This window comes from Bacillus sp. SIMBA_074 (genome assembly GCF_046534555.1).
Classification (GTDB): Bacteria; Bacillota; Bacilli; order Bacillales; family Bacillaceae_G; genus Bacillus_A; species Bacillus_A mycoides.
Map to the genome: position 1 here is coordinate 1 of NZ_JAWRYM010000567.1, position 269 is coordinate 269.

Here is a 269-nt window from a genome sequence, read left to right on the forward strand (position 1 = left end):
CATTATGGAGCGGCGTTCAGTACTTTTTGTTATTTAGTAATAATGATCGTTTCCCTTATGTACTTTACTAAGGCTCAATTAATTGAGTCGATTTGGCCGACATTAACTTTTTGGAAAATTGCTGATTTTCCTTTTCTTGAAAGATTTGAGTTTATGGGGATCTCCATTTGGCTGTTTAACGTACTTAATAGTGTTTGTTTGCTTATTTGGGCCGGCACGAGAGGACTGAAGCAGCTGTTTACCGTGAAGCAAAAACATAGCCTTATTGT

General features: G+C 37.2%; 1 protein-coding gene. It reads left to right on the forward strand.

The features are described from left to right. Positions 1 to 42: 42 nt before the first annotated feature. On the forward strand, positions 43 to 269 hold a 227-nt coding region (locus SB773_RS32000; RefSeq protein ID WP_410594369.1), incomplete at its 3' end, for a GerAB/ArcD/ProY family transporter.